Annotated in this window: 20 protein-coding genes and 1 pseudogene; 3 read left to right on the forward strand and 18 right to left on the reverse strand. The window is 70.2% G+C overall.

The genetic code is table 11. The features are described 5' to 3' along the window. Positions 1–109 precede the first annotated feature (109 nt). Positions 110–973: a PhzF family phenazine biosynthesis protein gene (locus IF88_RS0116555; RefSeq protein WP_030711999.1), complete on the reverse strand. Its 864-nt coding sequence runs from the start codon at positions 971–973 to the stop codon at positions 110–112. Between the two features lie 111 nt (positions 974–1084). On the opposite strand from IF88_RS0116555, the pseudogene IF88_RS49595 reads away from it, so the two are divergent. Both IF88_RS49595 and IF88_RS47800 read left to right on the forward strand, forming a co-directional pair. Further along, positions 1085–1189: pseudogene (locus tag IF88_RS49595) on the forward strand (helix-turn-helix domain-containing protein); the annotation flags it as partial. A gap of 194 nt (positions 1190–1383) precedes the next feature. Further along, positions 1384–1686: a LysR substrate-binding domain-containing protein gene (locus IF88_RS47800; protein WP_324617197.1), complete on the forward strand. Its 303-nt coding sequence runs from the start codon at positions 1384–1386 to the stop codon at positions 1684–1686. 29 nt (positions 1687–1715) lie between these two features. Here the strand turns inward: IF88_RS47800 and IF88_RS0116560 are convergent, their stop codons facing one another. The 15 genes from IF88_RS0116560 to pdhA form a co-directional block, all read right to left on the reverse strand. After that, positions 1716–2621, reverse strand: coding sequence for a LysR substrate-binding domain-containing protein (locus IF88_RS0116560; protein ID WP_030712002.1), 906 nt, complete (start codon positions 2619–2621; stop codon positions 1716–1718). Between the two features lie 340 nt (positions 2622–2961). Further along, positions 2962–4425, reverse strand: a complete 1464-nt coding sequence (locus IF88_RS0116565) for an amino acid permease (protein ID WP_030712004.1) — start codon at positions 4423–4425, stop codon at positions 2962–2964. A gap of 299 nt (positions 4426–4724) precedes the next feature. Beyond that, complete coding sequence (gene paaE / locus IF88_RS0116570) at positions 4725–5861, reverse strand: 1,2-phenylacetyl-CoA epoxidase subunit PaaE (protein WP_030712007.1); 1137 nt, start codon at positions 5859–5861, stop codon at positions 4725–4727. Further along, positions 5861–6397, reverse strand: coding sequence for a 1,2-phenylacetyl-CoA epoxidase subunit PaaD (gene paaD / locus IF88_RS0116575; protein WP_030712009.1), 537 nt, complete (start codon positions 6395–6397; stop codon positions 5861–5863). The genes paaE and paaD overlap by 1 nt, the downstream gene beginning before the upstream one ends. Beyond that, on the reverse strand, positions 6391–7257 hold the full coding sequence (gene paaC, locus IF88_RS0116580; protein WP_030712011.1) for a 1,2-phenylacetyl-CoA epoxidase subunit PaaC: 867 nt from the start codon (positions 7255–7257) through the stop codon (positions 6391–6393). The genes paaD and paaC overlap by 7 nt, the downstream gene beginning before the upstream one ends. A 12-nt stretch (positions 7258–7269) precedes the next feature. Then, positions 7270–7596 (reverse strand): 1,2-phenylacetyl-CoA epoxidase subunit PaaB, encoded by a 327-nt coding sequence (gene paaB, locus IF88_RS0116585; RefSeq protein ID WP_030712015.1) that lies wholly within the window; start codon positions 7594–7596, stop codon positions 7270–7272. Then, positions 7593–8567: a 1,2-phenylacetyl-CoA epoxidase subunit PaaA gene (paaA, locus tag IF88_RS0116590; protein ID WP_030712018.1), complete on the reverse strand. Its 975-nt coding sequence runs from the start codon at positions 8565–8567 to the stop codon at positions 7593–7595. Before paaA ends, paaB begins: the two co-directional genes overlap by 4 nt. A 35-nt stretch (positions 8568–8602) precedes the next feature. Beyond that, a complete protein-coding gene (locus IF88_RS0116595; RefSeq protein WP_078892931.1) occupies positions 8603–9448 on the reverse strand; it encodes an enoyl-CoA hydratase/isomerase family protein in 846 nt (281 codons plus the stop codon). Next, positions 9439–10305, reverse strand: a complete 867-nt coding sequence (locus IF88_RS0116600) for a 3-hydroxyacyl-CoA dehydrogenase family protein (RefSeq protein WP_030712023.1) — start codon at positions 10303–10305, stop codon at positions 9439–9441. Before IF88_RS0116600 ends, IF88_RS0116595 begins: the two co-directional genes overlap by 10 nt. Beyond that, complete coding sequence (locus IF88_RS0116605) at positions 10302–11072, reverse strand: enoyl-CoA hydratase/isomerase family protein (RefSeq protein ID WP_030712026.1); 771 nt, start codon at positions 11070–11072, stop codon at positions 10302–10304. The genes IF88_RS0116600 and IF88_RS0116605 overlap by 4 nt, the downstream gene beginning before the upstream one ends. Continuing rightward, positions 11069–12250 carry a thiolase family protein gene (locus IF88_RS0116610; RefSeq protein WP_030712028.1) on the reverse strand — a complete coding sequence of 394 codons (1182 nt, stop codon included), beginning with the start codon at positions 12248–12250 and terminating at the stop codon, positions 11069–11071. Before IF88_RS0116610 ends, IF88_RS0116605 begins: the two co-directional genes overlap by 4 nt. Continuing rightward, positions 12243–13949: a phenylacetic acid degradation protein PaaN gene (paaN, locus tag IF88_RS0116615; RefSeq protein ID WP_030712029.1), complete on the reverse strand. Its 1707-nt coding sequence runs from the start codon at positions 13947–13949 to the stop codon at positions 12243–12245. The genes IF88_RS0116610 and paaN overlap by 8 nt, the downstream gene beginning before the upstream one ends. Positions 13950–14044: 95 nt before the next feature. Then, the gene (locus tag IF88_RS0116620; RefSeq protein ID WP_030712031.1) at positions 14045–15454 is read right to left on the reverse strand and encodes a dihydrolipoamide acetyltransferase family protein; all 1410 of its coding nucleotides are present in this window, start codon (positions 15452–15454) and stop codon (positions 14045–14047) included. Next, the gene (locus tag IF88_RS0116625; RefSeq protein ID WP_030712033.1) at positions 15451–16470 is read right to left on the reverse strand and encodes an alpha-ketoacid dehydrogenase subunit beta; all 1020 of its coding nucleotides are present in this window, start codon (positions 16468–16470) and stop codon (positions 15451–15453) included. The genes IF88_RS0116620 and IF88_RS0116625 overlap by 4 nt, the downstream gene beginning before the upstream one ends. A 5-nt stretch (positions 16471–16475) precedes the next feature. Continuing rightward, positions 16476–17612: a pyruvate dehydrogenase (acetyl-transferring) E1 component subunit alpha gene (gene pdhA, locus IF88_RS0116630; protein ID WP_037806093.1), complete on the reverse strand. Its 1137-nt coding sequence runs from the start codon at positions 17610–17612 to the stop codon at positions 16476–16478. Between the two features lie 150 nt (positions 17613–17762). Between pdhA and IF88_RS0116635 the strand changes: the two genes are divergently transcribed. Next, entirely contained in the window at positions 17763–18233 is a 471-nt protein-coding gene (locus IF88_RS0116635; protein WP_030302939.1) for an Lrp/AsnC family transcriptional regulator, read from the forward strand. A gap of 12 nt (positions 18234–18245) precedes the next feature. Here IF88_RS0116635 and IF88_RS0116640 read toward each other — a convergent pair whose 3' ends face one another. Next, positions 18246–20030: an aldehyde dehydrogenase family protein gene (locus tag IF88_RS0116640; protein WP_078892932.1), complete on the reverse strand. Its 1785-nt coding sequence runs from the start codon at positions 20028–20030 to the stop codon at positions 18246–18248. After that, positions 20018–21064: a histidinol-phosphate transaminase gene (locus IF88_RS0116645; RefSeq protein ID WP_030712044.1), complete on the reverse strand. Its 1047-nt coding sequence runs from the start codon at positions 21062–21064 to the stop codon at positions 20018–20020. The genes IF88_RS0116640 and IF88_RS0116645 overlap by 13 nt, the downstream gene beginning before the upstream one ends. Between the last annotated feature and the right edge of the window lie 913 nt (positions 21065–21977).

Raw genomic sequence — 21977 nt, forward strand, 5'->3', positions numbered from 1 at the left:
GGGTGACATTGTTCCGCGACATCAGCAACGCTTTGTCCACGGCATTGTCCCCGCCAGTCGGTGAGAGCGGACGCCACCGGTTCGGGCCCGGAGTATTCCAGCACCCTGCTCACGTCGGCAGCTCCTCCAAACGTCCAGTCGCGACGAACGAGACTTCGCCGCCGACCTGTACCGAGCGGACGTCCCCGCTTGGGCCCTGCGCGCTGATCGTCATCTGGCTGGGACGGCCAGTGAACCGGCCCTGTCTCAGGACCACCTTTTCCCCGTCGCGGATGCGGCCGTGGCGGCGCAGATAGGCGGCGGCACATCCTGCTCCGCTTCCGGTCGCCACGTCCTCGACGATGCCGTCGTTGTTCCAGTGCCGTGACTCCAAGGTGTCGGCATCGAGGAGATAGGCGAACTGTGCGCCGAGACTGGAAAGCGGCGTGTCGAGATCGAAAGCGATCCGGGCCCGTTCAAGTGCGCCGCTGCGTACCGGCAGCACCAGGTAGCGCAGGCCGGTGGAGACCACCTCGGGCGGGAGATCCGCATCCAGGTCTTCTTCGTTCAGCGAAAACCAAGACGCCAGGTCCTTGCGGTCCGGCTGGCCGAGGAAGGAGGGAGCGCCCTGATCCAGCACGCTCGCGTACCGCCCTGGACCACGAAGATGTGTGGTGATCTCCACCGTGCGGGCTTTCAATTTCATCGTCCACGTCTCACTGTCGCCACTGCCGTGCAGCGCGTGCAGGACACAGGCGGCTCCGATGACAGGGTGGCCGGCGAAGTCGAGTTCCTCGACGAGGTCGAAGACGCGGGCCCGCCAGGCTCCGTCTCCCGTGTCCTCACCTGTCAGGAAGATCGATTCGAAGTGGCGCATTTCCCGCGTGATGGCCGCCATCTGGCCGCTGCTGAGCTGGGCGGCATCGGGGAAGACGGTGAGGCTGTTGCCGCTGAAGGGCCGAGGGCTGAACACGTCGACGTGGAAGTAGCGCATGGGACTGACGCTAATGATTCGCTCCTTCAGATGGAACTACCCAATGAACAAGGGGCCGTACAACGTGCGGTTATGGCCTCCGACCGCGATCCAAAGACGTCGTTGCTGCGGATGTTCGTCAGCTGCGCCCGCTCCGGCAGCATCAGTCGCGCCGCAGCCGCGCTCGGGTACAGCCAGCCGGCCCTGAGCCAGCGGCTGCGGAAGCTCGAACGCTCCGTCGGACAGCCACTGCTGCACCGCACGGCCACCGGAGTGAGCCCGACCAAGGCCGGCGAGGCATTGCTGCCCTATGCCGAGCGGATCCTGGCCCTGTCTGCCCAGGCGCTCACCGCAACCAGGCGAACGGTGACGGGTCATTGCGGTGTGGGACTGATCGAGGACCTCGCCGCTGCACTGCCCCCCTCCCTCTCGTGCTGTTCTCCCCGCCGTGCCGCTGGCGCACGCCGGTACTGGACGCGCTGGAAGCCAACGGACGCAAATGGCGTGTTGTTTTCGACAGCACCAGCCTGGCCGCCGTGCAAGCCGCCGTCCGGGCCGGCCTCGGCGCTGCGGCTCTACTGCCCGCCTGCGTGGAACCCGGCACCGCCGCATACGGCGGCCTGCCAGAACTTCCTGACGTCGAACTGGGTCTCATACGGCGACCGAGGCGGGCAGGCACTGAAGGCGATCCGCTCATCGACGCGGTCGAAGACGTGCTCAGACGTCTGGTCTGACGAGGGCAGAGCCCCCGCGGCTCATGCGGTCACAGCACCAGCTGCTCAGCAGCCTGGAGCAGTGCGTGCCGGGCGGCTTTGATGGTGGGGTGCTGGCCTCCTCCGCGACGCACGGCAGTGAGCAGTCTGCGTCTGTGATGAGCCCGTGGCAGTGGCTGTATGGGGACGGTCGGGGGACGGCCGTGCCATGCCAAACCCGGAAGCAGCGCGGCCGCATGACCCTGTTCGGCTAGCCGCAGATGCAGGAAGTGATCGGTGGACTCGTAACGGATGTCGGGTTCGAAGCCTGCTTCGCGGCACAGTGCCATCGACCAGCGGCGAGCCATGGTTCCCTCAGGCTCCATGATCCACGGCTTTCCTGCCAGGCTGAGGAGCGCCTCCATGGGGTCGGCCACGCCCCCAATGGCCGGGTGAGCCAGATGCAGGGTGTCCTCACACAACTCCTCCTGCTCCACCTCCGCGGGCCGGGGACCGGGAATACCGGGGTACTCCACGTCGATGATCAGATCGAAGTCACGCGCCAGCAGAGCAGAAAGGGCACTTTCCCGCTCCATCTGAGTGAGATGGACACGCAGCAGCGGGTGAGCGGCATGCAACAAGTTCAGCGCGGTGGGGACCAGGGCCAGCGCCGCACTCTGAAAGGAGGCGATGCGGAGTGTTCCGGTCAAATCAGTCAAGGATGTCGCGATGTCGGTCTCTGCGCGTTCGAGCCGCTCCAGGACAGCCTCGGTGTGGGCGACGAGGATCTCCGCCTGTTGAGTGAGGCGTACCCGCCGACCGACGTGTTCCAGTAGCCGGACGCCGGCCTCGGATTCCAGCAGCGACAACTGCTGAGAAATGGTCGATGGACTGTAGGACAAGGCAGCGGCAACGGCGGCCAGCGTGCCGCGGTGCTTGAGCTCTCTGAGAAGTCTGAGCCTGTGAAGATCGAACATGACAGCGCCTGAAACAGCTGGCTTTCTCGTGGGAGAGCTTGTTCCGGACGCACAGAGTGTGATGTCACCTTGCGCCTCGCGGTTGACTCGGGCTGACGGCGGCGGATTACAAGGATCACCGCCGCCGGTTCTAGGGCTGGGTGCCGTATCGAGGGGTGCGCGGTGGCCAGGAATCCCTGGGGCGCGGTCGGATCGTAAGGCGACCCCCGGGCCATTGAAAAGCGCTACGAGGTCACGCTTGAATGCGTCCTGGGCAGGTTGGCGGCACGTCCCATATCAGGCAGGTGATGTCACGCTACTGATGCCTGGGCGAGCCGTTCCGGATGTGTCGCCGTCGAGGTCATGGCCTGGCTTGGGCGTCCTCGGCTGCCCTGCGCATGCCGGCCACCCGGCCGCGCACGCCGAACCACCCGGCGATGAGGGCTGCGACGATCAGCGGAAGACACAGCACAGTGGTGCGCGCGGCGCCGCCGTCCGCGTACATCAGCACCAGTACGGAGGCCAGGAAGCCTAGGGTCACGACCTCGGTCCACGGCGAGCCGGGCAGCCGGTAGCCAGGACGCGTCAGCTCGCCCTGCTGCGCCTTCCGCCAGAAGAGCACGTGGCAGATCATGATCATGCCCCACGTGGCCAGGATGCCGATCGCCGCGAAGTTCAGGACGATCTCGAACGCCTCCGCCGGCACGACGAAGTTGAGGCCGACGCCGAGCACACAGATACCGGTGGTGAGCAGGATGCCACCGTAGGGAACCTGACTGCGGCTCATCGCACTCGTGAACCTCGGCGCCGAGCCGGACATCGCCATGGAGCGCAGGATGCGGCCGGTCGAGTACAGGCCGGAGTTGAGCGAGGACATGGCCGCGGTGAGGACGACAAGGTTCATCACGCCGCCCGCGGCGGGGATACCGATGTTGGACAGCACCGTCACGAAGGGGCTCTCGCCGGCGACGTACTTGTTCCACGGCAGCAGCATCGAGAGCAGGATGACCGAGCCGACGTAGAACAGCCCCACGCGCCACATGATCGAGTTGATCGCCTTGGGCATGATCTTCTCGGGGTTCTCGGTCTCACCCGCGGTGACGCCGACCAGCTCCACTGCGGCGTAGGCGAAGATGACGCCCTGGGTGATCAGCAGCATGGGCAGCAGACCGTTGGGGAAGACACCTCCGTTGTCGTTGATCACGGACAGACCGGGGTTGTGACCGTCGACGGGGTGTTGGGTCACCAGCAGGAAGATGCCGATACACATGAAGACGACGAGGGCGCCGACCTTGACGATCGCGAACCAGAACTCCAGCTCGCCGAAGATCCGCACAGAGATCAGGTTGACCGCGAGGACGACCGCCAGGGCGATCAGCGCGATCACCCATTGGGGTATGTCGGAGAACATGCCCCAGTAGTGGGTGTAGGTGGCCACCGCGGTGATGTCGGCGATGCCGGTCGTGGCCCAGTTCAGGAAGTACATCCAGCCCGCGGTGTAGGCGCCCTTCTCGCCGAGGAACTCCCGGGCGTACGACACGAAGGCGCCGGACGAGGGCCGGTACAGGACGAGTTCGCCGAGCGCGCGGACGACGAGGAAGGCGAAGACGCCGCAGACCGCGTACGCGACGAACAACGACGGGCCGGCCTCGGCGAGGCGGCCGCCGGCACCGAGGAAGAGGCCGGTGCCGATGGCACCGCCGATGGCGATCATGCTGACGTGCCGGGACTTCAACGACTTGCTGTAACCAGCGTCTCCGGCGTCGACATTGGGCCGGGCCGGTCCGGATGGCGCTGCGGGCTTTACGAGCGGCTGCTCACTCACGCCTGGCTCTCACTTTCCATAAAATGATTCAGTGCGGTCCGTTACTGCCGGTCCGCTCAAGATTTCGATAGGCGCACGCCGTCGGTCAACGAACGTTGCAGGCGGCCGGGGTTCGCGTGGTCTCCCGCGTCGGGGACCAAGGCGGCAATCAAGGCTTTCACCCTGCTCTATCGAACGTCTGTTCGGAAAGAGCGCTTGATTGACCCGGGCTTACTGTGCCGAACGGCATGCGCCTTTTCCAGCGCAAGTTTCCGATCGTTCATCGTCGAGAAAACCGAATGTTGTCGACATGTTCGCGCTCACATGTCGAAGTCCACGGTGAGCTCGTCCGATGCGGGGCGGGTCTGGCAGGTCAAGACGTATCCCGCGGCCACCTCCGCGGGCTCCAGGGCGTAGTTGCGGCGCATGTCACCCCGGCCCTGGGTCACCAGGGCGCGGCACGTTCCGCAGACGCCGCCTCTGCAGGCGAACGGCAGGTCGGGGCGCAGCTGTTGGGCAGCGTCGAGGACGGTCCGGTCCCGGGGGGCCGGGAACGTGGTGGCCCTGCCATCCAGGACGACGGTGACTTCGCTCGTGGTGAGGCCGATCGCCGAGACCTCGTGGCGGGCGGCGGGCGGCTCTTCATCGGCGTGGAACAGTTCCTGGTGGATTCGGTCGGCCGGGACGCCGAGCCCGGCCAGGATCGTGCTGGAGTCACGGACCATGCCGTGCGGACCGCACAGCCACCACTGGTCGACGCCGCCGGTGTCGACCAGTGCATCGAGCAGGGCGGTGAGCCGCGCCGCGTCGAGGCGGCCGGTGAGCATTTCGGCCTCGCGCGGCTCGCGGGACAACACGTGAACGAGCTGGAAGCGGGCCGGGTACTGGTCTTTCAGGTCTGCCAGTTCGTCCGCGAACATCACCGTATCGGTGCGCCGGTTGCCGTAGAGGAGGGTGATGCGGGATGAGCCGTCGGCGCCGAGTACGGAGGCGGCGATCGACAGCATCGGTGTGATGCCGGATCCGGCGGCGATGAGCACGTAGTGGCCGAGGCCAGCAGGTTGACCGGAATCGCCGGATTGTCCGGCTGTGGTGAGGTCGGGGGTGAAGGCACCGGCCGGTCCCATCACCTCAAGGGTGTCTCCCGGGCGCACACCGTGGACGAGCCAGGAAGAGAACAGGCCGCCGGGTACGACGCGGATGCCGATGCGCAGTGGCTCCCCGACGGGGGAGCAAATGGAGTAGGAGCGGCGCTCGTCGCGGCCGTCGATCTCCCGGCGCACGGTGAGGCACTGGCCGGGGAGAAACGCGAACTCCTCGGCCAGGCGGTCAGGTACCGCGAGGGTGAGCGCGGCGGCGTCGGAGCACAGCCCCTCGACCGCTGCGACGCGCAGGGCGTGGAAGGCGGGACGCAGACGGGTCCGCGCCTTTCCGGGGGGACGGGAGGGGGTCGTCATCAAAGGTCCTTGAGGTGCTCGAAGGGCTCCAGGCAGGTGCCGCAGCGGCGGAGCGCCAGGCAGGCGGTTGCGGCGAACCGTGAGATCTCCTCGGTGTCCACCGAGGCGCAGCGCGGGCAGGGCACATCTGACGGGGCCGGCCCGAGGGACAGCCACACCGGCCCGGAGTCGCTGCGGCGCCGAGGCCCCGGTGGTGCGATGCCGTGTTCGGCGAGCTTGTGTCGGCCCTGCGATGTGATCCAGTCGGTGGTCCAGGGCGGGTCCAGCACGGTGACGACCCGGACGGCGGGAAAGCCGGCCGCCTGCAGCCGGTTGGCGGCTTCAGCCCGCATCTCGGCCACGGCGGGACAGCCGGAGTAGGTCGGGGTGAGCCGCACGACGACCGTGCCGTCCTGCTCCACCTCGACGCCGCGGAGCACTCCGAGGTCGGCGAGGGTCAGCATGGGCAGTTCGGGATCGGGGATCTCGCAGGCGGTACTCCAGGCGCGGTGCGCCGCCGTTCGGCGGTGCTCGCCGCCATCCGCGAGCGTCACCATTGCGCCTGCGGGTGTGCGCGGGCGATGCTCTGGAGCTCGGTGAGGAGCGGCGCCAGGTGTTCGGTACGGTCACCGTCGCGGCCGGAGCCGGGTATGGCGGGGGCGGACGCCGGGCCGAGGGGCAGGACCTCGGAGGGGTCGAATCCCGCTCGCACCAGGACGTCCGCGACGCGCCGCAGCGTCCGGTCGGCGACCACCGCGGACTCGGCACCCAGACCGGCTGCGGTCCGGTCGGTCAGTGGTTCTGCCAGCCAGGGCGCGATGTCGAGCAGGGCCGTTCCGAGGCGATTGCGGGACTCGTGGGTCCCGTCGCCGAAGCGCACGGTCCACACGGCGGCGTAGTGGCAATGGTAGGTGAGCTCCTTCACGCTCTTGGCGGCGATGGCGGCGAGCACCGGATCAGGAGCGCCGGTGAGCTCCTCGAAGACGGCCAGCCGCCAGGCGGACAGCACGAGCAGCCGTGTGATCGTGAAGGCGAAGTCGCCGCCGGGCAGTTCGGCCAGCCGCAGGTTGCGGAAGTCGTCTGGATCACGGAAGTAGGCGTACGCGTCCTCGCCGCGGCCCGTACCGTCGGCCCGTCCCGTCCTGGCGTACAGCAGCCGGGCCTGGCCGAGCAGGTCGAGGCCGATGTTGGCCAGGGCGAGTTCCTCCTCCAGTTCCGGGGCGCGGGTGCACCACTCGGCGAGCCGCTGGGCGGACACCAGGGCGTCGTCGCCCAGGGCCAGACAGCAGGCGGCCAGGTCTCCGGCGTCGACGCCGTCCGGCACCCTCTGGTCGACGCCGTGCAGGGGGTCGGTGAAACCGGTGCCGAACGCCCACTGCGCGTTGTCGTGGTCGATGTACAGGTCCTCGTCACTCATTGGCGGCCGCTCCTAGATGTGGGGTACGTCGTCGGGGATGTCGTAGAACGTCGGGTGCCGGTAGACCTTGTCGCCGCTGGGCGCGAAGAAGGGATCCTTCTCGGCGGGGGTGGAGGCGGCGATGGAGTCGGATCGCACGGCCCAGACGCTCACGCCCTCGTTGCGCCGGGTGTACAGGTCGCGGGCGTGGACAAGGGCCATCGCGTCGTCGGACGCGCGCAGGGATCCCACGTGGACATGGTTCAGTCCGCGCTTGCCCCGGACGAACACCTCGTACAGCGGCCACTCGTCCCGTATGCGGACGGGTCCGCCGGCGGGGGTCTGGTCGGTGCCGCTCATGCCGCCGCTCCTTCCCGCACCCGGGTCGCCTGCTTGGCGGCATGGGCCGAGGCCGCCTCCCGCACCCAGGCGCCCTCCTCGTGGGCGGCCCGGCGCCGGGCGATCCGCTCGGCGTTGCACGGCCCGTCGCCGGAGACCACGCGCTTCAGCTCGTCCCAGTCGGGGGCGCCGAAGTCGTGGTGCCCGCGTTCCTCGTTCCACCGCAGGGCGGGGTCGGGCAGGGTGACGCCGAGCTTCTGGGCCTGCGGCACGGTCATGTCGACGAACCGCTGTCGCAGTTCGTCGTTGGAGTGCCGTTTGATCTTCCAGGCCATGGACCGCGCGGAGTTGGGCGAGTCGGCGTCCGGCGGGCCGAACATCATCAGCGACGGCCACCACCAGCGGTTCACCGCGTCCTGCACCATCTCCCGCTGCTCGTCGGTGCCGCCCATCATCGTCAGCAGGAGTTCGTACCCCTGCCGCTGGTGGAAGGACTCCTCCTTGCACACGCGCACCATGGCGCGCCCGTACGGGCCGTACGACGTACGGCACAGGGGCACCTGGTTGCAGATCGCCGCGCCGTCCACGAACCAGCCGATCACGCCGACGTCGGCGAAGGTGTGGGTCGGGTAGTTGAAGATGGACGAGTACTTCTGGCGGCCGTCGATCAGACGCGCCGTCATGTCCGTGCGGTCCGCCCCGAGGGTCTCGGCCGCGGAGTAGAGGTACAGCCCGTGCCCGGCCTCGTCCTGCACCTTGGCGAAGAGGATGGCCTTGCGGCGCAGCGAGGGCGCCCGGGTGATCCACTCGCCCTCCGGCTGCATGCCGATGATCTCGGAGTGGGCGTGCTGGGCGATCTGCCGGATCAGCGTGGTGCGGTAGCCGTCGGGCATCCAGTCCCGGGGCTCGATGCGCTGGTCGCGGGCGATGGTGTCCTCGAAGGCGGCCTCCGGGCCCTGGGGCCCGGATGGTGTGAGGGTGGGGGTGTTCATGGGGTGTGCGTGTCCCGTCGTACTCGGTGAGTGGGTCATTGGCCGCGGAAGGCCGGGCTGCGGCGTTCGAGGAAGGCCGTGACGGCTTCGCGGTGGTCCTCGGTGGCGCCGAGCCGGCGCTGGATCACGGCTTCGCGCTCCAGCGCGGCCGGCAGGGGAGCGGTGGCCGCGGACCGCAGCAGTGCCTTGATCTCTCGGTGGGCGGCGGTGGGTCCGCCTGCGAGGGAGCGCGCGACGGCCAGCCCTTCAGCCGTGGCCGAGCCGTCCGCCACGACGCGGTGGACCAGGCCCCAGCGTTCGGCGTCCTGTGCGGAGAAACGGTCTCCGAGGAGCATGAGTCCGGCGGTCCGCGAAGGGCCGAGCTGGCGGGCGAGGCCGCGGGCGACCCCCGAGTCGGAGGCCAGGCCGAGGCCGGTGAAGGCGGTCGCGAAGCGGGCTCCTTCGGCGGCGACGCGTACATCGGCGCAGAGCGCGATGCCGAGCCCGGCCCCGACACACGCGCCCTCGACGGCCACGACGAGCGGGACCGGCAGCCCGTGCAGTTCCTTCAGCAGCGGGTTGTAGTCGTTGGGAAGGTTGGCGAAGGCCGCCTCGGGCGCGGTGTCCAGCAGCCGGGCGTGCTCCTTGAGGTCCTGGCCGACGCAGAAGTGTTTTCCACGGGCGGTGATCAGGGCCGCCCGTACACCGCGTGCGGTGTCCGTGGTCAGGCGGCGTGCCGCCATCAGGAGCGCGCTGCGCATGTGGGAGTCGAGGGCGTTGCCGCTCCCGGGACCGCGCAGCTCGATGACGGCCACGGCGTCGGTGATGTCGTAGGCGACCCCGTGACGCGCGGGGCGGCCCGGCTCCTGGGCCTCGGTGGGCGCGCCGCCGGTCACGGCCATGGATAGAACCCCTTCCCCGTCTTGCGGCCCAGCTCGCCGCGGGCGACCTTCTCCCGCAGCAACGCCGGTGGGGCGAACCGCTCCCCGAGCGTCTTGTGCAGGTGGTCGGCGATGGCCAGCCGTACGTCGAGACCCACTACGTCGGTGAGGCGCAGCGGCCCCATCGGGTGCCGGTATCCCAGGCGCATGGCCGTATCGATGGCCTCCGGCTCGGCGACCCCCTCCTCGACCATGCGGACCGCCTCCAGGCCGAGGGCCAGGCCGAGACGGCTGCTGGCGAATCCCGGCGAGTCCTGGACGACGACCTTCTGCTTGCCCAGGGCGTGCGTCCAGCCGGCCGCCGCCGTCAGGGTCTCCCCGGTGGTGTCGGGGGTGAGGACCAGTTCGACGAGCGCGGAGACGGGCACCGGGTTGAAGAAGTGCATGCCCAGGAAGCGTCCCGGCCGCTTCAGGGCCGCCGCGAGTTCGGTGACCGGCAGAGAGCTGGTGTTGGTGGCGAGTACGCACCGCTCCCCCACGGCCCGCTCGGCGGCGGTGAGCAGCCGGGCCTTGAGCGCGGCGTCCTCCGGTACCGCCTCTACGACGAGATCGGCGTCGGCGGGTAGTTCGGCGATCGACGTCACGGCGGTGACTCGGTCCGGTACCTCACCGGTGGCGAATCCGCCGGGCCCCCCGCGCTCGGCGGCCCGCCGCAGCCCGTCGGCGATGCGGTCCAGCGCGACGGCCGCGGCCGCTTCGTCGTGTTCCACGACGACCACGGACGACCCTGCGGCCGCGAAGGACTGGGCGATACCGGTCCCCATCCGGCCGCCGCCGATCACCCCCACGACGGCGGGCGGTGCTGATGCCGAGGTCATGCCCGGCCTCCGTTCTTCTCGTTCTTCTCCAGGAATCGCGTCATGCGCTCCTCCTTGTCGCGGCCCTCGAACAGCACCGCCTGGGCGAGGTCATCGGCCACCGGATGGGCACCCGGCGCGTCGGTGACGAGCTTGGTCAGCCGCAGGGCGAGCGCCGAGGAGCGGGCCATACGGTCCAGCAGGATGTGTGCCTCGGCGATCAGCCGCTCGGCCGGTACGACGTCCGTGACCAGCCCACAGGCGAGCGCGGCAGGTGCGTCGAGGTTTCGCCCGGCGAGCAGGACCTGTTTGGCCACCGACTCGCCGAGCAGCTCCGGCAGCCGCCAGCAGGCCCCGGCGGCGGCGAGGATGCCCAGGCCCGGTTCGGGGTTGCCGAAGACCGCGTTCGGCCCGGCGATCCGGATGTCGCAGGCGTACGCCAGCTCGGCGCCGCCGCCCAGCGCCCAGCCGTCCACCGCGGCCACGGTGGGCATGGGCAGCCTGCGTACCCGCTCGAACAGACGGCTGTTGATTCCCTGCAGCGCCTCCTCCCGGCCACGCCGCCGCAGTTCGGCGATGTCGGCGCCGCCGGCGAAGACCCCGCCGTGCCCGGTGAGCAGCAGCAGCCTCGGCTCGCGCTCCAAGTCCTCGCACACGCGGTGCAGTTCGGCGATCATGTCGTTGCTGATGGCGTTGCGCGCCTCGGGCCGGTGCAGGGTCACGACGACCCGGTCCGCGCGCTCCTCGACCCGCAGGGTCTCGTACGCCGTGTCCTCCCGCGTGCTCATACGCGCTCCACGAGCATCGCCACGCCCTGACCGACCCCCACGCACATGGTCGCCAGTCCTCGTCGGGCGTCCTCGCGTTCCATGCGTCCGAGCAGGGTGAGCAGGATGCGGGCGCCGGAGCAGCCGAGCGGGTGTCCGAGGGCGATGGCGCCGCCGTCGGCGTTGACGCGGTCCTCGTCGAGCCGCAACCGGCGCACGACCGCCAGCGCTTGGGCGGCGAAGGCCTCGTTCACCTCGACGGCGCCCAGGTCGCCGGGCCGCCATCCCGCCCGGTCGAGCGCCTTCACGGTGGCCGGCACGGGCCCGAGCCCCATCAGACGGGGCTCGACCCCGGCCGAGGCGGCGGTGACGACGCGGGCCCGTGGAGTGAGCCGGTATCGTTCGACCGCCGCCAAACTCGCCACCACGATGGCAGCGGCCCCGTCGGACAGCGGCGAGGAGTTGCCCGCGGTGATGATCCCGCCGCTGCGGAAGGACGTGCGCAGTCCGCCGAGCTTCTCCAGCGAGGTGGACGGCCGAGGCCCCTCGTCCTGGGTCACCTCGCCGTCCGCCACCGGCACCGGGACGATCTCCTCCTTGAAGCGGCCCGCCCTCTGGGCGGCCTCCGCCCTGCGGTGGCTCCGCAGCGCGAAGGTGTCCGCCTCGAGGCGGGTGATGCCGTCCAGGGCTGCGACCTCCTCGGCGGTCTCGCCCATGGACAGGGTGGTCGCGGCGGGGAAGCGCGGGTTGGTGAAGCGCCAGCCGAGGGAGGTGTCGTGGACCTCGCCGGGCCGGGCCCAGGGCGTGCCGGGCTTGGCCATCACCCAGGGGGCGCGGGTCATTGACTCCACTCCGCCCGCGACGACCAGGTCGGCCTCTCCCGCACGAATCGCCTGGGCGGCCGAGGCGACGGCCGTCAGCCCGGACGCGCACAGCCGGTTGACGGTGTATCCGGGCACGGTGTCCGGTAGTCCGGCCAGCAGGACCGCCATGCGGGCCACGTCCCGGTTGTCCTCGCCCGCCTGGTTCGCGGCGCCGAGGATCACCTCGTCCACGGTGTCGGCCGGGATGCCCGAGCGCCGTACCGCCTCGCCGACCACGAGGGCGGCCAGGTCGTCGGGGCGTACGGAGGCCAGGGCGCCTCGGTGGCGGCCGAGCGGAGTGCGGGCCCCGTCGATCAGGTAGACCTCATCACGCATCGACGTGCTCCTCTGCGGGTGCGTGGCGCCGGGACTGGACGACCGAGAAGCGTCCGGTGACGAACGCCGGGTCGGTGAGGGCGGCATTGGCCGCGGGGTTGGCCGCGGTGCCGTGAAAGTCGCTGAAGGCGGCGGACTGGTTGACGAAGACCGCACCGGTCAGGTTCTCCGACAGGTGCACGCCCGCCTCCAACGCGGTTGCCCGTGCCGCCTCCAGCACACCCTCGTCGGTGGCGTACACGGAGGCGGTCAGCGCGCCGTGGCGCCGTACGGTGTCGTGCAGGAGACCCAGGCCGTGCGCGGTGGAGTCGGTACCGATGACGAAGGAGACCGGCCCGAACCACTCGCTCGTGTATGTCTCTTCGTCGGTCTCGGCCTCGAGCCGGACCACCAGCGGGGAACGGACGGCCGCGTCCGGGAACTCCGGGTGGGCGAGTCGCCTCGACGGATGGGCGACACGGTCGAGTTCCGCCGCCTCCGCCACGCGCTTCAGCACACCGTCGTTCACGATCGCGCCGAGGGTGGCGGCCGCACGGGCCGGGTCGCCGAGCAGCCTGTCCAGGGCGGCGCCCAGGTCGGCGGCGAACTCGTCGGCCGTACGCCACCCCTGGTCGGTCGGGAAGCCGTCGCGGGGGACGAAGAAGTTCTGCGGGGTGGTACACATCTGGCCGCTGTAGAGCGACAGGGAAAAGGCAAGGTTGCGCAGCAGCCCCGCGTAGTCGTCCGTGGAGTCCACGACGACGGTGTTGAGTCCGGACTTCTCGGTGTGAACCGCGGCCTGGCGGGCGTTGGTCTCCAGCCAGTCACCGAACTCGCTGGAGCCGGTGTAGTCCACGATGCGCACATCGGGGTGGGTGGCCAGGGCGGGGGCGGTGCGCTCGTCGGGCTTCGCGGCGGCGAGCAGTACCACGTCCGGATCGAAGCCGGCCTCCGCCAGTACCTCACGGGCGATCCGCACGGTGATCGCCAGCGGCAGCACGGCACGTCGATGAGGCTTGACGACCACCGGGTTGCCGGTGACCAGACTCGCGAACAGTCCCGGATAGCCGTTCCAGGTGGGGAAGGTGTTGCAGGCGATCAGTACGGCCACACCGCGTCCCACGGCGGTGAAGGTCTTGTCCATGACGAGTGGGCCGCCCTTGCGCTGCGGCTTGCTCCAGCGGGCCGCGACCGGATGGCGGGTCTGCTCGTTCCATGCGTGGGCGACTGCTTCGAGGCCTCGGTCCTGGGCGTGCGGACCGCCGGCCTGGAAGGCCATCATGAAGGGCTGGCCGGTGGTGTGCTGGACGGCGTGCGCGATCTCGAAGCTCGCCTCGTTCAGCCGGGCGAGGATCTCGGCGGCGACGCCGGCCCGGATGTCCGGGCTCGCGGCGCGCCATGTCACCGCGGCTGACTTGGCCGTCGCGACGGCCACATCGGGCGCCAGGTACGGGTAACTGACGCCGAGCGGGAAGCCGTAGGGCGAAACCTCGGTGGCGGGGACGGTGCCGGTGGCCGGATGCCCTTCGATGCGGAAGGGGCGGCCGAGGAGGCCGCGGAAAGCGGCCTCGCCCAGCCCGGATGCCTCGGCTCCGTACGCAGAGGTGCTCGGGGTTTCCGGGTACGGCGTCCAGTAGGTGCGGTCGGCGGCACACTCCACCGCCTGGTCGAGCAGAGCCGCGTGGCGGACGAAGAAGTCGGGATGCTGGTCGTTGGGCATTGAGAGCTCCTGGCCGAACGTTCGGTAGGTTGATGGGTGCGAGGCGCCCGGGCGGACGCAGGGGGAAGCGGGGAAGCGGGGGAAGCGGGGTCGGATCAGACGTCGGCGAGCAGGATCGCCGGGCGTTCCACGCAGTCGGCCACGAAGCGCAGGAACCCGCCGGCCACACCGCCGTCGCAGACCCGGTGGTCGAAGCTGAGGGAGAGCTGCATGACCTTGCGGACGGCCAGCTCGCCGTCCACCACCCATGGTTTGTCCACGATGCGGCCCGCGCCGAGCAGAGCGGCCTCAGGGTGGTTGATGATGGGCGTGGATCCGTCGACGCCGAACACGCCGTAGTTGTTGAGGGTGAAGGTCCCGCCGGTCAGACGGTCGGGCGGCAGGGCCCCGTCGCGGGCCAGCCCGGTCAACCGGGCTAGTTCGGCGGCCAGTTGTGCGGTCGTCATCCGCTGTGCGTCGCGAACGACGGGGACCACCAGGCCGCGTTCGGTCTGGGCGGCGAAGCCGAGGTGCACCTCGCTGAAGCAGACGATCTCCCGCCGCTCGGTGTCAACGGTGGAGTTCAGCTCCGGGAAGCGGTGCAGTCCGGCGACGCAGATACGGGCGAGCAGGGCAAGCAGCCCGATGGGGCGGCTGGGGTCCGCGGCCTGCATGGCCTTCCGGGCTTGGAGCAGGCTCGTCGCGTCCACGTCGACCCAGGTGGTGGCGTCGGGGATCTCGGTGCGGCTGCGGGAGAGCTTGTCCGCGACCGCGCGGCGGACGCCGCGCAGCGGGATGCGCTCAGGGCCGGCCGGCGCAGGCCGAGCGTGCGGTGCGCGGTCCGCCGACTGCTGCCGGTCCGGGGTGACCGGTGCGGTATCGGGGTCCGTCGCCAGCTGGCCGGCCCGCCCAACGGCCTGCTCGACATCTCGTCTGAGCACGACCCCTGCGGGACCCGATGGCGCCAACGCGGCGAGGTCGATCCCGTGTTCCCGCGCCATCCTGCGTACGAGGGGGGATATGACCCGGGGAGCGTGCAGCTCTCCGGACGGCGCCGCCTCGGCAGCACTGCCACCTCCCGTCGCGGCGCCCCCGCGTCGGCGGCGGCGACGCGGTGCCGGGCCGTGGCCGGTGCCGTAGCCGATCAGGACGTTGCCGGACCCGGCCTGCTCCTCCTCCCGGTATCGCTCAGCCGCAGGGTCGGCCGACGTTGAATCGACGGGAGGCTGGGCGCCCGGGCCCTCCCCCGCGCCGTCGGGCCGGCCGGAAGTCGGCGTACCCACCGTGATCAGCGGCTTCCCCACCTCCAGCGCCGTACCCGCCTCCGCGTGTAGCCGCAGCACCGTACCCGCGTAGGGGACCGGCACCTCGACTGCGGCCTTGGCGGTCTCGACCTCGATGACGATCTGGTCGATCGTCACCGTGTCACCGACCGCGACCTTCCACTCGATGATCTCGGCCTCGGTCAGCCCTTCGCCGAGATCGGGCAGCCGGAACAGCTGCTCCTGAAGCGCTGCGGTGCTCATGCGGCCGTTCCCTTCAGCAGATGCCGGGTGTCCGGCGCGTCGCCGAACTGGAGACGGTCGACGGCGTCGAGGATCCGGTCGACGCTGGGCAGATGCGCGTGCTCCAGCTTCGGCGGCGGATACGGGATGTCGAAGCCGGCCACCCTCAGGACCGGCGCCGCCAGCGAGTGGAAACAGCGCTCCTGCACCCGTGCGGCGATCTCCGCCCCCACGCCGGCGAAGCCCTGGGCCTCCTGCACGACCAGGCAGCGCCCGGTCCGGCGAACCGATGCCGTGACCGTCTCGTCGTCGAAGGGCACCACCGTCCGCAGATCCACGACCTCCAGCTCGATGCCATCGGCCGCCGCCGCTTCGGCCGCGGCCAGGGCCACCGGAACCGAGGGCCCGTACGCGACGACCGTGGCGTCACGGCCCTCCCGTCGGATCGCGGCCCGCCCGAACGGCAGCGCTCCGCGCCGTTCCAGGTCGACTTCCTCCTTCGACCAGTACAGCTTCTTCGGCTCCAGGAAGACCACCGGGTCGGGGTCGGCTATGGCGTCCCGCAGCAGCCAGTACGCGTCCTCGGCCGTCGCCGGGGTGACGACTTTCAGGCCCGGGGTGTGCGCGTAGTACGCCTCGCTGGAGTCGCAGTGGTGCTCGACTCCCCCGATGCCGCCCGCGTAGGGGATACGGATCACCATCGGCAGCGCGAGCCGCCCCCGGGTCCGGTTGCGGAGCTTGGCCACATGTGAGGCGATCTGTTCGAACGCCGGATAGGCGAAGGCGTCGAACTGCATCTCCACCACGGGCCGGAAGCCGCCCATCGCCATGCCGACGGCCAGCCCTACGATGCCGGCCTCGGCCAGCGGGGTGTCGAAGCATCGCTGCTCGCCGAAGTCGCGGGTCAGCCCGTCGGTGATCCGGAAGACGCCGCCGAGCGGACCGACGTCTTCGCCGAAGACGAGCACCCGCTCGTCCTCGCGCAGTGCGTCGCGCAGTGCGGTGTTCAGCGCCTGCGCCATCGTGACCTTGGCCATGGCCGTCAGTTCTCCTGGGTGTCGAGTGCGGGGGAAGCGGCGTCTTCGGCCAGCTCGGCCGCGAGCAGGGCGCGCTGTTCGCGCAGTTGCGGAGTCGGCTCGGCGTAGACGTGGTCGAAGAGCTCCAGCAGGTCGGGCACGGTCTCCTCGTTCATGCCCGCGCGAAGCTCTGTCGCCAGGGTCTCGGCCTCCTCCCGCACCGCCGCGACGTCCTCGTCGGTGAGGGCGCCGCGGGCCCGCAGGTACGTTTCAAGACGGCTGACCGGGTCGGCGGCGCTCCACCGTTCGACCTCCGCCGCGTCCCGGTAGCGGGTCGCGTCGTCGGCGTTGGTGTGCGCGTCCATGCGGTAGGTGTGCGCCTCGACCAGGACCGGTCCGTGCCCGGCACGGGCGTGCTCGACCGCCGCGGTCAGCACCGCCAGCACGGCGACCAGATCATTGCCGTCGACCTGTTCGGAACGCATCCCGTGTCCGATGCCCTTGTACGCGAGGGCGGGCGCCGCGGACTGCCGGGCCAGCGGCACGGAGATCGCGTACTTGTTGTTCTGGACGAAGAAGACGACCGGTGCGCGGAAGACGGCGGCGAAGTTCAGCGCCTCGTGGAAGTCCCCCTCACTGGTCGCCCCGTCCCCGACGAGGGCCATCGCCACGCCGTCTCCGCCTGTGCGGCGCAACGACTCCGCCATGCCGGTCGCGTGCAGCACCTGGGTGGCCAGCGGGGTGCACTGGGGGGCGACGCGGGTGGCGGCCGGGTCGTATCCGCAGTGCCAGTCGCCGCGCAGCAGCGTGAGCACCTCAAGGGGGTCGATGCCCCGGGCGACCAGGGCCACGGAGTCGCGGTAGGTCGGAAACAGCCAGTCGTCCGGGCGCAGCGCGAGCACGGCGCCGATCTGGCAGGCCTCCTGGCCGCGGCTGGACGGGTAGACCGCGAGCCTCCCCTGCTTGGTCAGCGCGGTGGCCTGGGTGTCGAACCGGCGTCCCACGACCATCCGCCGGTAGGCCTCGCGCAGCGCCTCCGGCGCAGGCTCGGTGTAGCCGGGCGCGGGCTTGGCCACCGGCGTGCCGTCCTCGGCCACGAACCGCACCGGCGTGAGGGACGGCAGGAGGCCCTGGACCGTCTGGCGAAGGTTCTTCACGGGCATGGGGGCCACTCACTTTCTCTGGACACTTGACGCGAGTATCGTCGCCAGTGCGGAATATCTGTTCAAGGTTTCAGGCGAACCAGCGACGGACTGCCGAACGACGCGCACTAGGAGGGCAAAGTGTCCGAGCAAAATGCACCCGCGGAGTCCATGACCGGACGAACTGCCGTCCGGCTCGACGACACCGACCGGCACATCCTGGCCGGGCTCCTCGACGACGGCCGGGTGTCGATCAAGGCGCTCGCAGACAAGCTGCATATCTCGCGCGCCAACGCGTACACGCGTATCAACAGGCTGATGGCCGAGGAGGTCATCACGGGCTTCAGCACGCAGCTGAATCCGCAGCGGGCCGGCCTCGGCACGAGCGCGTACGTGACGTTGACGATCGATCAGAATGCGTGGCGGGACACCTCCCGGGAACTGCGCGAGATCCCCTACGTCGAGCATGTCACCCTCGTTGCGGGCGACTTCGACGTCTTGGTGCTGGTCCGCACTCCGGACAACTCGGTGCTGCGCCGGGTCGTGCTGGAGCGCATCCAGGCGGTACCGGGAGTGCGCTCGACCCGCACCTGGCTGGTCTTCGACGAGGTGCGGGGACGCGGGACGCACTGGACTGCCTGACTGCTCGGTCACTCAGACGTCGACCAGCGCGGCAGCGGAACCCGCGTCCGGCGCCGGAGCCCGAGGCGACTCCGCAGCCCCGATGGGGGTCGGTCTCGGGGCCGCCTCCACGACAGGAGCCGGGGCGGTCCCGGCCGCATGCTGCCGAGACCGCACCACCCGGAACCGCCCGGTGACGAAGTGGGCGCCCTCGGGGTGCAGGTCCGCGCCTGCTGAGGAGGGGTCCGCGGGGAAGTCGTCTGCGAGGTTCTGCACCAGATGCACCCCGGCGTCCAGTGCTGCCGTCTCGGCGACTGCCAGTACCAGCGGGTCGGTCGAGTGCACCGTGGCGTACGACGCCCCGTGGCGGCCCACCGTGCGGCGGAAGAGAGCCAGACTGTGCGACGTCGAGTCGGTACCGACAAGGAACGAGACGGGCCCCGGCCATTCCCTGGCGTAGATCCGTTCGTCCTGCGCCGCCAGCCGGACGAGCAGGGGGCTGCGCACATCGGCGCCCGGATGGTTCGGATGGCGCAGCGCTCCGGAGGCATGGAGCACGGTGCCGTACCGCGTGGCCTCTGCCAGCCCCGCCCGCACGGTATCGCTGGCGATCGCGCCCAGCAGCCTGGCCACACGTGCGGGATGCCCGAGCAGCCGGTCCACGGCCTCGCCCAGGTCGGCGCCGAAGTCCCCCAAACTCTTGCGCCCCTGGTCGGTCGCGATGCCCGTCGTCGGCACCAGGATGTTCTGCGGCGTGGTGCGCACCGTGCCGCTGCACCGGCACAGGGAGTGGGCGAGGCCGCGCACGAGATCCCGGTAGTCGCCGGTGGAGTCGACGATCACCGTGTTCAGGCCGGTCCGGTCGACGAACGTGGCGGCTTGGCGGGCGTGTTCCTTCAGCCAGCCGGCGAACTGCGCCGAGCCGGTGTAGTCGACGATGCGCACCGCCGGGTCCGTGGCCAGCCTCTCGTGTAGCCCTTCCGCTGGTTCCGCCACCGCCAGGGTCACGATGTCCGGTGGGTGACCGGCCTCCGCCAGCACCTGCCGGGCGACGCGCACGGTGATGGCCAGCGGCAGCACGGAACGCGGATGCGGGGCGACGATCACCGGATTGCCGGTCACCAGGCTGGCGAACAGACCCGGGTAGCCGTTCCAGAGCGGATAGTCGGGGCAACCGATGAGCAGCGACACTCCGCGGGGCACCAGTGTGCTGGTGCCCCGCATCGGCGACGGTTGCCCGCTCCCTTGGGTCCCTTGACCGCTCTCCCAGCTCAGGTCCGCCGGAACGCGCTCCGACTCCGCGAGGGCAAGGGCCACGGCCTCCAGCGCACGGTCCTGGGCGCGCGGCCCGGCGGACCGGAACGCCGCCTGCGGAGGCTGCCCCGTGGTGTGATGCACCGCAAGGGCCAGCTCGTGGCTGCGGGTGTTCAGCCGGCGCAGTATCTCCACGGCCAGCCCGGCGCGCTGGTGGGGGCCAGCTGCGCGCCACCCGGCCGTCGCCTGGGCGGCAGCCGCCACCAGAGCTGCGGGGTCGCATCGCGGATAGCGGATGCCCATGTCGATACCGTATGGCGAGGACTCGGTGCACACCCGGCCCAGCTCGCCGGGCTGGTCGAGATCGAAGGGCCGTCCCAGCAGGGAGCCGAAGACCTTCACAGCTGTTCGGACCGATCTCATGCCCGCGTCGGCAGCATCCTGTCCGGTCGCCTCCGTGAAGGGCCGTCGGCATTCACCGGCGGCGAGGGCCCGTACGGCTTGCTGAAGCAGTTCGCGATGCCGCTCATAAGGACTGGAGCGCACGGCCTTCAGCCTCTCCAGGTCGTAGCGAGATCGAGGAAAGCCTCGTTCTCCTGCGGCAGTCCGATCGTCACCCGGACGCCTTCACCGAGGAACGGGCGGACCACGACGTGCCCGCCAAGGCAGTGGACGGCGAAGTCGGCGCTCTCGTCCGCGAGCGGTAGCCACACGAAGTTGGCCTGGGAGTCGGCGACTTCGAAGCCCAGCGCACGCAACATCAGGGTCACGCGCTCCCGTTCGACGACCGTGAGGGCGGCCCGCCGGGCGACTTCCGCGCGCTCGCCGAGGGCGACGACGGCGGCCTCCTGGGCGAGGGCGCTGACGCTGAACGGTACCTGCGTCTTGCGCACATGAGCGGCGATCCACGGCGGCGCCACGCAGTAGCCGACGCGCAGTCCCGCCAGTCCGTAGGCCTTGGAGAACGTCCTCAGCACCACGACGTTCGGCCGGTCGCCGAGCAGGGCCAGGGCGTCTGGGACCAGCTCCGGATCAGCGTACTCCCGGTAGGCCTCGTCGACGACGATCAGCACGTCTTGTGGGACACGGTCCGCGAAGTCGAGGAGCGCCCGCTCTCCGACTGCGGTGGAGGTGGGGTTGTTGGGGTTGCAGACGAAGACCAGCCGGGTCCGGTCGGTGATCGCCGCGGCCATGGCGTCGAGGTCCAGCGCATGGTCGCGCAGCGGGACCCGTACCGCCGTACCGCCTGCCACCGCCGTGAGGATCGGATAGGCCTCGAAGGACCGCCATCCGAAGACGACCTCGTCGCCGAAGCCGACGACCGAGTGCAGCAGCTGTCCGCAGACCTCCGAGGATCCGGCGCCCACCGCGATCCGATCCGGCTCGACCTCGTGGTGCCCGGCTATCGCCTGCACGAGTGCGGTGGCGCTCAGGTCGGGGTAGCGCGACATGTTGCCGGCCAGCTCCGTAAGCGTTGCGGCTACACCGGGCAGCAGCCCGTACGGGGATTCGTTGCTGGCCAGCACTACCGCGCCCGGCACTTTGCGGCCCGGGACATAAGCGGGCAACTGTGCCAAGGATGAACGGACACGCACCATGCTCGACTCGCTTCTGAATCGGTGGGGCCCGAGGCCGTGCCTCCGGGCACTTGACAGGTAAAGCGTGAACAGCAGAGGTCAAACGCTCAACTGTTTGGAGAATTCGGCGACAGATCGCATCAATCCGGCAGCCGGCACGGCAAGCCGTCTCCTCGCCCGCTGGTTCGGCCCCCCGCCACGAGACGGACTGGGCGCGGCCCACCAGGCGTCGATGACTACTCTCGGCTACAGGCAGGACTCACTGGTTGCCCCGACGCCTGCCGCCGACACGGTCCGTCAGAACTGATCCCCACGCACTCACGAGGTGTCTGCACCGTCCGCTCCGATGAAGAGGACCAAGCCCAAGCCACCACTCCCCCAAGGTAGTTGCCGTCACCGGCGGCGACTCCCCCGCACCTGACGGCCGACAGTGCGGGAACGGCCGAGTGGTGGGTGCATTCGTTGTCCCTTCTTGCACGCAGGGCACCCGCCGGTGCTCTCCGTCTGCTCCCACCCCCCCGCCCGGGATGTGGGGCCTGCGAGGAGGTGACATATCCGGACTCGGGAACAGGCATCACACACGGGAACCACGGGCGCTGCTCGACGAAGAAGTTGCGGCAGGTGGCACGTGCGACTCACGCTCGTGCCCGCGGCAGAATCCTGCAATCGCACAGAGGTAAGCGCAAGTAAAGACACCTTTGTGTTGGATAAGCCGTGCTTACTACGCGCGCCCTCTCCAGCGGGGCCCGGAACCGCGCTGCAGTCGACGACCAGAGCGGAGCCGGCCTGCCAAAACAGGCTCAACCAGCTCGCCAGCGCCGCATGCGACATCAACGGGCCGTGGGCCATACCCCAGCCTGCCGCACCAGCGGGGTGTGAGCCGACCGCCACCAAACGGGCCCGCCCGCGGACCGGCCGCCCAGGCCATGGAGTC

Source organism: Streptomyces sp. NRRL F-2580 (genome assembly GCF_000720115.1).
Classification (GTDB): Bacteria; Actinomycetota; Actinomycetes; order Streptomycetales; family Streptomycetaceae; genus Streptomyces.

Bases quoted from the DNA above. Each gene is read 5' to 3' on its own strand.
- paaB (WP_030712015.1), bottom strand. From the start codon at position 7,596: ATGAGCGGCACCGACCAGACCCCCGCCGGCGGACCCGTCCGCATACGG.
- paaE (WP_030712007.1), bottom strand. From the start codon at position 5,861: ATGACGACCCCCTCCCGTCCCCCCGGAAAGGCGCGGACCCGTCTGCGT.
- IF88_RS0116620 (WP_030712031.1), bottom strand. From the start codon at position 15,454: ATGAGCACCGCAGCGCTTCAGGAGCAGCTGTTCCGGCTGCCCGATCTC.
- IF88_RS0116595 (WP_078892931.1), bottom strand. From the start codon at position 9,448: ATGGCCGTGACCGGCGGCGCGCCCACCGAGGCCCAGGAGCCGGGCCGC.
- paaD (WP_030712009.1), bottom strand. From the start codon at position 6,397: ATGGTGACGCTCGCGGATGGCGGCGAGCACCGCCGAACGGCGGCGCAC.
- paaC (WP_030712011.1), bottom strand. From the start codon at position 7,257: ATGAGTGACGAGGACCTGTACATCGACCACGACAACGCGCAGTGGGCG.
- paaA (WP_030712018.1), bottom strand. From the start codon at position 8,567: ATGAACACCCCCACCCTCACACCATCCGGGCCCCAGGGCCCGGAGGCC.
- IF88_RS0116605 (WP_030712026.1), bottom strand. From the start codon at position 11,072: ATGAGCACGCGGGAGGACACGGCGTACGAGACCCTGCGGGTCGAGGAG.
- paaN (WP_030712029.1), bottom strand. From the start codon at position 13,949: ATGCCCAACGACCAGCATCCCGACTTCTTCGTCCGCCACGCGGCTCTG.
- IF88_RS0116645 (WP_030712044.1), bottom strand. From the start codon at position 21,064: ATGGTGCGTGTCCGTTCATCCTTGGCACAGTTGCCCGCTTATGTCCCG.
- IF88_RS0116635 (WP_030302939.1), top strand. From the start codon at position 17,763: ATGACCGGACGAACTGCCGTCCGGCTCGACGACACCGACCGGCACATC.
- IF88_RS0116555 (WP_030711999.1), bottom strand. From the start codon at position 973: ATGCGCTACTTCCACGTCGACGTGTTCAGCCCTCGGCCCTTCAGCGGC.
- pdhA (WP_037806093.1), bottom strand. From the start codon at position 17,612: ATGCCCGTGAAGAACCTTCGCCAGACGGTCCAGGGCCTCCTGCCGTCC.
- IF88_RS0116625 (WP_030712033.1), bottom strand. From the start codon at position 16,470: ATGGCCAAGGTCACGATGGCGCAGGCGCTGAACACCGCACTGCGCGAC.
- IF88_RS0116600 (WP_030712023.1), bottom strand. From the start codon at position 10,305: ATGACCTCGGCATCAGCACCGCCCGCCGTCGTGGGGGTGATCGGCGGC.
- IF88_RS0116610 (WP_030712028.1), bottom strand. From the start codon at position 12,250: ATGCGTGATGAGGTCTACCTGATCGACGGGGCCCGCACTCCGCTCGGC.
- IF88_RS0116560 (WP_030712002.1), bottom strand. From the start codon at position 2,621: ATGTTCGATCTTCACAGGCTCAGACTTCTCAGAGAGCTCAAGCACCGC.